The 9,320-nt window shown below is 33.3% G+C and carries 11 protein-coding genes; all 11 read right to left on the reverse strand.

Going from position 1 to position 9,320, the window contains the following annotated elements; translation table 11 throughout:
- Nucleotides 1-148: 148 nt before the first annotated feature.
- On the reverse strand, nucleotides 149-1,492 hold the full coding sequence (locus tag BLR54_RS14575) for a hypothetical protein (RefSeq protein WP_090422344.1): 1,344 nt from the start codon (nucleotides 1,490-1,492) through the stop codon (nucleotides 149-151).
- Nucleotides 1,482-2,402, reverse strand: coding sequence for a leucine-rich repeat protein (locus BLR54_RS14580; RefSeq protein WP_090422346.1), 921 nt, complete (start codon nucleotides 2,400-2,402; stop codon nucleotides 1,482-1,484). The genes BLR54_RS14575 and BLR54_RS14580 overlap by 11 nt, the downstream gene beginning before the upstream one ends.
- Before the next feature lie 212 nt (nucleotides 2,403-2,614).
- On the reverse strand, nucleotides 2,615-2,818 hold the full coding sequence (locus BLR54_RS14585; protein WP_090422348.1) for a hypothetical protein: 204 nt from the start codon (nucleotides 2,816-2,818) through the stop codon (nucleotides 2,615-2,617).
- A 236-nt stretch (nucleotides 2,819-3,054) separates the two neighbouring features.
- Nucleotides 3,055-4,137, reverse strand: coding sequence for a hypothetical protein (locus BLR54_RS14590; RefSeq protein ID WP_090422350.1), 1,083 nt, complete (start codon nucleotides 4,135-4,137; stop codon nucleotides 3,055-3,057).
- Between the two features lie 40 nt (nucleotides 4,138-4,177).
- A complete protein-coding gene (locus tag BLR54_RS14595; protein ID WP_090422352.1) occupies nucleotides 4,178-6,481 on the reverse strand; it encodes a hypothetical protein in 2,304 nt (767 codons plus the stop codon).
- A gap of 57 nt (nucleotides 6,482-6,538) precedes the next feature.
- Nucleotides 6,539-6,874, reverse strand: a complete 336-nt coding sequence (locus BLR54_RS14600; RefSeq protein ID WP_090422354.1) for a hypothetical protein — start codon at nucleotides 6,872-6,874, stop codon at nucleotides 6,539-6,541.
- Nucleotides 6,875-6,886: 12 nt separating this feature from the next.
- Complete coding sequence (locus BLR54_RS14605; RefSeq protein WP_090422356.1) at nucleotides 6,887-7,312, reverse strand: hypothetical protein; 426 nt, start codon at nucleotides 7,310-7,312, stop codon at nucleotides 6,887-6,889.
- 17 nt (nucleotides 7,313-7,329) lie between these two features.
- The gene (locus BLR54_RS14610) at nucleotides 7,330-8,367 is read right to left on the reverse strand and encodes a leucine-rich repeat protein (RefSeq protein WP_176761972.1); all 1,038 of its coding nucleotides are present in this window, start codon (nucleotides 8,365-8,367) and stop codon (nucleotides 7,330-7,332) included.
- Nucleotides 8,354-8,680, reverse strand: coding sequence for a hypothetical protein (locus BLR54_RS14615; protein WP_090422360.1), 327 nt, complete (start codon nucleotides 8,678-8,680; stop codon nucleotides 8,354-8,356). Before BLR54_RS14615 ends, BLR54_RS14610 begins: the two co-directional genes overlap by 14 nt.
- A 10-nt stretch (nucleotides 8,681-8,690) precedes the next feature.
- Complete coding sequence (locus BLR54_RS15025) at nucleotides 8,691-8,867, reverse strand: hypothetical protein (RefSeq protein ID WP_176761973.1); 177 nt, start codon at nucleotides 8,865-8,867, stop codon at nucleotides 8,691-8,693.
- 135 nt (nucleotides 8,868-9,002) lie between these two features.
- A partial coding sequence (locus tag BLR54_RS15030; protein ID WP_207645287.1) for a hypothetical protein occupies nucleotides 9,003-9,320 on the reverse strand: 318 nt, incomplete at its 5' end.

Below are 9,320 nucleotides of genomic sequence, written 5' to 3' on the forward strand. Positions count from 1 at the left end.
ATATTTACAATGAAAAATGTCATAAAAACTATCAAAATAGCAACTATTATAATAATCTTTTTTTTTCGACACATTTAAGATAACCTCCTAATTCTGCTCCATATCATCTGCTCTATCATCAAGGGTCCGTTTCTAGTTAATATCTTGATTATTTTTCCTGCACTTCTATTTTGATAAATTGGATACCATCGTACTTATGTGATGCAAAACCAATAGAATCAAGTTTGTCGTCAAAAACCATCTCTACATAATCACCTTCCTTTAATCCTGAAAGGTCATAATACTTACCTTCGTATTCTTTTATTCCTTCATTATGCTGATTTTCTACAACAATATTATTGCCATTGATATAGGTTATTACTCCATGCTTTACGTATTTAGGATTTCTTGAATACAAATCCCTATCCCCCATCACTGATGAATCCATTTGATAATCAGGGTCCACATAGGCTTTATAAACCTCATCTTTTTGGGCTTCAGATAAAGCGTATAACATAACTCTTCTATCACGATAATAGTCGGCTACAATCTCCTGCTCTCGAAGATATATTTTTTCTATTTCCCTCTTACCTTTTTTATCAAGCTTTGGAAAAGTATCTTTTCCCTCTGCAAATGATACCGCCTGACCTTCTTTAAATGATATATTCCATAATGTATTCTCTATTTCAGAACAACAATTCTGCTCATAGCATAAGAAGTTATAACACAATTCGTTTCTTTCATAATAGGCATTCTCTAAATCTTCAACGGTAACATCGGATTCGCTTATAAGATTGTAATAAAATGCATCTATTTCCAAATCATCTTCATTAAAGGTGATTTTATCGTCTCTCTTTCGACCTTCAAAATGCCTTAATATTACATCCTCTGAAAGATTTACGTATTCAGGATAATATGTAGGACAATCAACAAGCATCCTATTCTTATCTTCCGATTTTTTCATTCTGATCTCATCCAGCATATATGAGGAATCCAAATAAAGATTATATAACTCCAATTGCTGATCATAACTCAAATCAAAAGCATAAACCTTATCCTCACCATAATAAGAATCTGCAAGTTTTTGTATAGAATATAGAATGTCATCTACAGTAGATTGTTGCTCTTCTGTTAAAGCCGAATAGAAGAAACAATCAAACTCACGTCTAGCTATTAAATCAAGGGAATCTCGAACTGCCTCAATAGAATATTCATTGTAGTTCTTTATGTAGTCTTTGTATAATTCATTTTTATTCTTATATGCACTTTTCAAATCACTCTTAGAGATTGATTTGCCTGTTATAAGATTGTAATATACCGCAGCTGATTTTAGCTTTTTATCATATAAGATTGCATCAGAATCCTCTGTTGCCACATAAAAAAACTCATCAAAGTTTTTTTCAATAGGCTCTGACTGCCTATCTTCTCTATTTACAACAAACAAAACCGACACCATAGCAGTGATTATTATTACGAGTATTAATAAAACTAAAATAAGTCCTTTATTCTTCATCTTGGTATGTTATTTCTGAAGCTGCTGCATTGGTTTTTTGACTTCTAACTGTGTTCTCCTCTTCTGTGATTTCTTGAAATTCTATATTATTATCCTTACAAATTTTCTCTATTAGTGTTCCTTTTGGTGCTTTAACCACACTCTTTACATCACTAAGATCACCATATGATATATCTTGATTGCCACCGTAAATGATAACTTCATTCTCATATCCATACTCTAGGCACATATTTAATGAATCAGGAAGATAAATGATTTTTGTTTCTTCTTCGTCTTCTTTTCCTATAACACATAAATCGTTGACATTTTTAACCCCCTCTGGAATTACAATTTCTCCTTTTGGTCCGTTATAAAAAAGCAAGATTCCATCACCAACCACATAATACTTATCTTTTTTATGTTCTTCACTGAAGCCTGTTTCATCAAAATCAAATACGATTTTTTTCACAGAACGAGGTATGACAATATCTCGTAGTTTAGAACATCCAGCATACTCATTTCCGATTTCTTCCATTCCGTCTGGGAAAATAATCTTTTCAAAGTTTTTGCAATTAATTACATTAACGCAATCCCTTTTTCGTCCTGGTTCATATTCCAACTCCCTAAATACATCATTTTCACGAATATAAACTAAGTACTCAATATCATTTGGTACAACTATTTTTTCAATCGTTTTGCTATTACTAAACGTTTCTATTGAAACAAATTTGATTTTAAATATTCCAACATGAGTAGGCAAAACAACTTCTGTATCTCTTCCTGTATATTCTTTAAGTGTAATTGTCCAATCGTCAATATTTACCTCATATTTGTAGTCACCTATGAAACCATTCATGTTCAATAAAAAAATAACAACTAATAATATTATTAACCCAAGAGAAATGCCAAATATTTTCTGTCCTCTTTTCAACTCAAATCTCCTTCTTGTCCTACGATTATATTAATCATACAATTTCGCATCTTAAATCACATTCGAAAAGGCATCATTTATACCATCTGCATTTCCAAGAAAATAATCTTTAAACGCTTTTATACATTGTATTGATAACCCTGATGGTATATCTGTAAACGATTTATAATATGAATTATTCTCAGTATTTGTGTTTCCATACATAAAGAAATTCAATGCAGCTCTCTTTTCTCAACTATATTTTCATTACCACGATACGCTTCTGCTAAAATCTGTTTATCCTTAAAATCATACACATAATGATAATCTTTGACCCATATTCCCTTTAAAGTAATTCTAGCAACTACAATAACAAGGATAATTACCAGTAAAATGATTACATATCTGCTTTTAACCTTTTTATTATGTGTGTTCAACAATTATTTCCTCCATTCTCAGTTTGTACCGAGGTTATAACGTTTGTATCCTTGCATGCTGTGAATGTAGCTACATGTCCCTGGGTAACTACCTTCTCGTCTTCCATGCTGGAGATATCTGCTCTAATAACAGCTATTTCTGCATTACATTGGTTTATTCAATCATATAAATCTGATTTTTCACTCATTATTTTTTGTCTCCGTTTCTAGTTATTCATTTTTTTCGCTCTAAAAACTTATAAAGCAAAGTAATTTAAATATACATCATCATATTTAAGATAGTGCTCTTTCATTTCTTCTATAGTCATTTCTACGTTATTACGCTCATTATATTCTGTAATTACTTCCAATAACGCTTCGTCTCTAAATTCAACATCCGCTAGATATGCAATCCCTAATCCACCTCGATTTACATTAATTACGTAGCCTGTCATTTTCATATCCATCGCATCATTGCCTATATCCAAAAGTAATCTATTAATGGCCTTAACTTGTTCTCGTTCAAGAAACAAAACGCTTTGAATCTTTTTTAATTCTTTAGAATTACATGAATACACGTCATCTAAAGCAAAATCTAAATCCATTTCCCATAATCTATTGGATACTATAATTTGTGGAGAATATAAATCCGATTTAATAACTCCCTCTGACCTTATTTGAAATGAATAATAATCACGTTCTACTCGTGAAATATCAACCGAACAATGTTCTCCAGACAAATTCTCAATTTCGATTAGCGTTTGCAAAAATCCCAATGCTCTTGGTTCTGCTTGTATCTCATCTTTATTTTCTATTTCCTTTGCCTTTAACACATATATCGAAGCCAAATGTTTTACATTATCAGTAAGTTCATACCCAAAATGATTAGGGCTCTTAACTTGACCAAGCTCAACGATTTTTTCTATATCATCATCAGACATATCTATCATCATTTCTGCTAAAACATCATATTCAATTGATGTAGATTTTATTTCAGAGTCCTGCATCCACGTCTTAATGTTATTCCAATTTAAAGAGCCATCTTCATTCGAAAAATAGACTTTATTTGAGTCCCATTCTATTGGATTAGAACTCGCATCAGAAACTTCCCTATAATCTGCCAAATCTGTCACAAACCATACCGCATCAGGAGAGACCAATTGTTCAACATCTATCTCCTTTATTTGCGAATTAAACCCAAAATTATTTCTTTCATAAAAATCGACCGTCAAGGATTTCAATTTCATCTTGTAATATGCACTATACATAGCAATTACAATTGCTCCAAATATAAAAATTATTATTATTATTTTCTTTTTTATTTTCTGCCTACAACTCATTCCCATTCCCTCTGATAAGATAATTTTAAATCTTTAATACTTATAATTCTTTTTTTATTTTGTAAATCTCCTCCTGATTATATATTGAAAGATAATTGTCTCTAATTGTTCCACCATGATAATATGAATAAATTAATTTATCCTCAGTTATATCGGGATCAATATTATTATTATAGTATATTGTTGCAGCCTTTATAGTATCCATATCTATTGAATCTACCAAAATATTTGCGCTAGTAGTACCAGCATAATTTTCGGTCATAATTCTACCTTTAACACCATATTTAGAAGCATCATTTGCAATATCTATCATTTCCTCGCAAGAAGCATGAAGTTGAACAGCGCTATAATAATTTATAATTTCATCTTGTATTGTCCATATACATCCATCTGTAATAGTTTCTGAAATAAAGTTCGTAGCACAACCGTTTGCAACTGATTGTATACTTGCACCTAATTCAGGCCTGGTAATCTCTAGCAATTCTCTATCCAAGAAGTCATCTATATTAATCGGCTCTGCAAGCGGATACACTTTCATTGTAGTACCGATATTATCATAATAATTATCCAAAGTTACAGAGTATATCTTTCCTAAAGGTGTATCTTCTGGCTTACCAAATTTTGGATTACAGTCAAGATCTATCTCTGTAACTTTGTCAACTACATTTGAAAAAAGAATAGCTCTTGTATATTTATCTCTATTATCTTTAGTGTCTTGCTTTTTCGACGCAAGCATCTCAGATTCTGCAACCACTAATCTGACGTGGTCAGTGTATATAGTCGTATTAACTTTAAACAGTATATCATTCACTAATGAATCATCTTTAACTGTTTCGGCTTTTTCAATAAACTTGAAAGCATTTTCATCACTCATCTTTGCTAATTTCTTAGCCATAAAATCTATTTCTACACCATTACATATCATTTCTTCATCAGTACACCAATCAATGATTGCATCCCAATCATACCCCCAGTGGTCTCCTTTATTATTCATGAAGTAATTCTTAGCTGACTCCTCTGTAGCAGCATATGCAACTATCTCACCATCTTTTTCATTTAATGGCCAAAAGTTATAATCTGATGTAAGCTTTAAAACTACACCTGCACCATATTTTTCAACCTCAAGATATGTATCATCTGCACTCGCATTCCAACTAAGCTTACCAATTTTTTCTGGAATGGAATCACCGTTAGTACGATTTTCTTCAATTTGTGCATTAAGTGAATACAATAACTGATATGCTAAATTGTCCTTTTCGACATAGCTCATGACCTTCTGTATTTTGGCCTGGTCATAAACAACATAGGTATCTCCATCTATCTTCTCTGTAGTGATAAATACTTTTAAATCTTCATTAATTTTAGCTATAGCCTGTTCATCATTAGCGTTGTTATCATCACAAAGCAATGCCATCTGCTTGTCTAAATCGTTTGCAACATCCTGTAAAGAATTTGTTTTCTTTGGTTTTGCTGGAGCATTCGTCGATTTATTAGACTTTTTAGTCTTTGTAGTATACGCCAGTGTAGTAAACTTGCTTCCATATCCTCCACGGCCACCATTTCTAAAGCGCCACATTGAAGGGAACATGATGTCCCCCTGGCCATAACGAGTTCTGAAGCCTTTTCCATTAAACAAGGCATTAATAGCCCATGGTCTGCAGTGTAAAGCAGTTAATAAATCGAAGCCCTTTCCAAGTTTGAAATTCAACTTTGAAGGGGCAGACTTTCCGTGCATACGACAGAAAAGGATATCCGCTTTCTTTTCAATCTCAGCTTCTTCAATCATTGCAAGAGTCTCTGCGTCGAATTTCTCTAGTTTTTTCATGCACGCAAAAATGAAGCCACCTTCATCATCGTCGCCTCCACAAATATCTATAAGAGCATCCTTTGTAACAGAATAATCAGGGATTCTAATGTCGCCATATCTGCTGAATCGCTGCTGGCAACTTGTTGCCTGTTCAACAGAAGAATCAAAAACTGAAGTAGAATTTGCATAGAGATTCTTATAGTCAAGATTAATCTTCTCTAATGTATCGTAGTCTATTCTTGCATCCAGAGCATCGTCCACCTCGGCTGCAAATTTATCAAGGATGAGCTGACCAATTTCAAGAGTTTCCATATGCAAATCAGTGAGCGCATCCACAAGAGTAATCTTATTTGTTTTGAGCAGATTTTTCGCTGTCTCAGCATCAGTTCCTCTCCAAGAATTTGTATTAATCATATCCCAGATTGAATCCTTGTGTACGCCTGCAGCTGATGCAAAATCTGTATATTGGTCGGAAAGCTTCCCGAAGTATTCTCTCGTCTTACTTACATCAAAGAATTTTCCATTTTGCTTTTCCATAGTTCTTTTCTGTCCTTCCTTGTTGTCTCCAACTTTGTATCCAGGTCTAAAATGATCCTATAAAAATGTTGCCTCAATACCTTCTGAAGACATCAAGTCATCAAAGTTTAGTTCCTTCTGCACCTGTTCAAACGCTGGAACAATATCCCCAATAACGTGAGGCTTAAGGGAATTTGAAACGTCATGTAATCCATTAATTACAGATGTCATTCGTAACATTGAATCTGTTCCAGCAACTTCTGTGTCTCTTTGGAACAAGTCATAATCCATTACGAGATTTAGCGCTGTATCACCAATGCTATTAACTGTCTTTGTAAAAATCTTGTTATCTAGAAACGATGCATTATTTGTAAAGTTCTCACCCATATTCATGTTTGTTAATCTTTTTTTCATCTCTTATGCCCTCTATGCTCCAGCGCTAGCTGCTGCTTCCGCTGCTCTTCTTGCTGCCTCTGCTTCTTCTGCCTCTATCTGTGCAATTCTATCCTGACATCTTCGTATTTCATCTTCTAGGTCTCGTACCATTTTCCAAGCGTTTGAAATGCAATTCTGCAAATCTGTAATAAGCCCTTCACAGCTAGTAATTGAATCTGAATATGTCTGATTAGCAACCTTCTGTTTGACGATAGCCATGTTGCACAGCTGTCTTCGCCAAGTATCGCCTACCGACATGTCATAGTTTTCATTATCGGTCTTGTATGAAGATATTGATGTTAACTTCATATTTCCGATTGTAATCTCTCCATCCATGCTGGCAATATCTGTCTTAATTGTTGCGATTTCCGCATTGCACTGATTAATGCGATCATATAAATCTGATTTTTCACTCATTGTTTATGTCTCCATTTCTAGTTATTGTCTTGATATGTTATCTCTGAAGCTGCTGCTTCGGTTTTTTGTTTTCGAGTGGCCTCTTCCTCTGGAGTTGATGGGCGATAGTTTAATCCATTCTCCTGGCAATACTTTGCCATTGGTGAACCTTCCGGAGCCACTATAGTACATTTGCTATCTATGTTTATCTTTTCAAATTCTTCTGCACCAAAGCAATGTGTATTATAATCAACGTCTGAATAATCAAATATTTTCAGTGAATCTGGATAATAAACCATATTATCCGATTGTTTTACCAAATTGGATGAGTTTTTAACTCCCAGTGGAACAATACCATTTGCTCCATTGCTTATAATCAAACAACCATCTCCTACGATATAATATTTATCATCTTTATGTTGCTCTACAAAAGGTGTTCCTTCACAAATAAACAAATCTATTTCCTGAAGCGTGCTTGGAAATAATAAATCTAATAATGCTGTACATTTCTCTATATTTAAATAATCAATTTTTTCAATGTCCTCCGGAAACTTCAAACTTTCTAGAGACTCACAATCTCTACATTCCAAGCTAATGGTCTTAACTCTGTTCGGAATAAGTATTTTTTTTAGATTTATGCATTTTCTCAGCCGTAAATCAACCTCCTCCATACTTTCATTCATCTCTATTTTGGTTAATCTAACACAATGAGAAAAATCATTTTTACATATCTTTACTCCATCTTCGTAAACAACCTTTTCAAGATTCTCACACTCTCTAAAAGAAACATTTTCAGCACTTTCCTTTCCTATAACAACCTTTTTTATTTTGTTGTTTCCTTCATAAACCCCATCTTTAACATAATCCACTTTAAATGGGCCTATATTACTTGGAATTTTAACAATTTCTTCTCCCCCCTTATATTCAACTACGTAAACTGAGAGTTTAAAATTATTCAAAAAAATATCATATTTATAATCTCCAATCCAAACTTCTCTGTCGTTCTTCACAATAATAAAAAAACAAATAAATACTACTGCAATAATTAGTAATATATATTTTTTATTCGGTTTCAATTCCAGCCTCCTCTTCATCCACTACGCTATGATTTATTGCATGAAGTATTTCATGTTGAACTTTATCGTTAGCATCATTTCTATCAAGTCTCAACAAGCATTCGTGCAACAAAGAATCCGGGATATCCATAATCGATTCATACGATTCTTGATTTGAATTGACCCCATAAAGCAATGTATTATATGCTTTCTTTATGTCTTCCATGGTGTATTTTTTTTCCAACTCTTTATAGGATTTTTGGGACATAGTGTCTATTTTTTCATTTAAAGCATCTCTATTCCCTGGAGGGCCTTTATAAGAAGGTAATTCCATTTGAAGACCTTCAGTCATCAGCCTTTAAACTATCCTGTATTCCACTAAACAATGGAACAACATCTCCTAGCATATGTGGCTTGAGAGTGTTTGACATTTCATGTAACAAATTTAAATCAGCTGAAAGCTGTGTCATTGCCTCTGTTCCAATCACCTCATTATCTTTTTCAAAGATATCAAAGGTCACTAAAAGATCTGTTACAGTGTCATTTATTTGCTGGATATCATTTTTAAACTTTTTATTATCAATATTAGAAATACAATCTGATACACCATCAGCAAAATCACCGGCTGCCTTCGTAATAAACTTATTTGTAATAGATTAATCTCTATCTTTCTTTTCCAATTCAATTACCCGAGAATGATATAATTGTTCAAAACTAGGATCCCTCGGTATATCATGCGATTGTAATTGCTGCTGATACTGGACCGATATCTCTAATCGTAAATCCATGGGGATGTCAATAATTGAATCATAACTAGTAGGATGTTCATCATCCTCACATCCATATACCATCGCATTTATAGCACTTTCAATCTCATCGTTATTATATCTATGAAAATGAATATAACCATAACCAGAGCTGGTACCCCATAAAATATCATTCATTAAATCCGCATCATCAGAAAGCTCCTTATA

Source organism: Pseudobutyrivibrio sp. YE44, assembly GCF_900104335.1.
Lineage (GTDB): Bacteria > Bacillota > Clostridia > Lachnospirales > Lachnospiraceae > Pseudobutyrivibrio.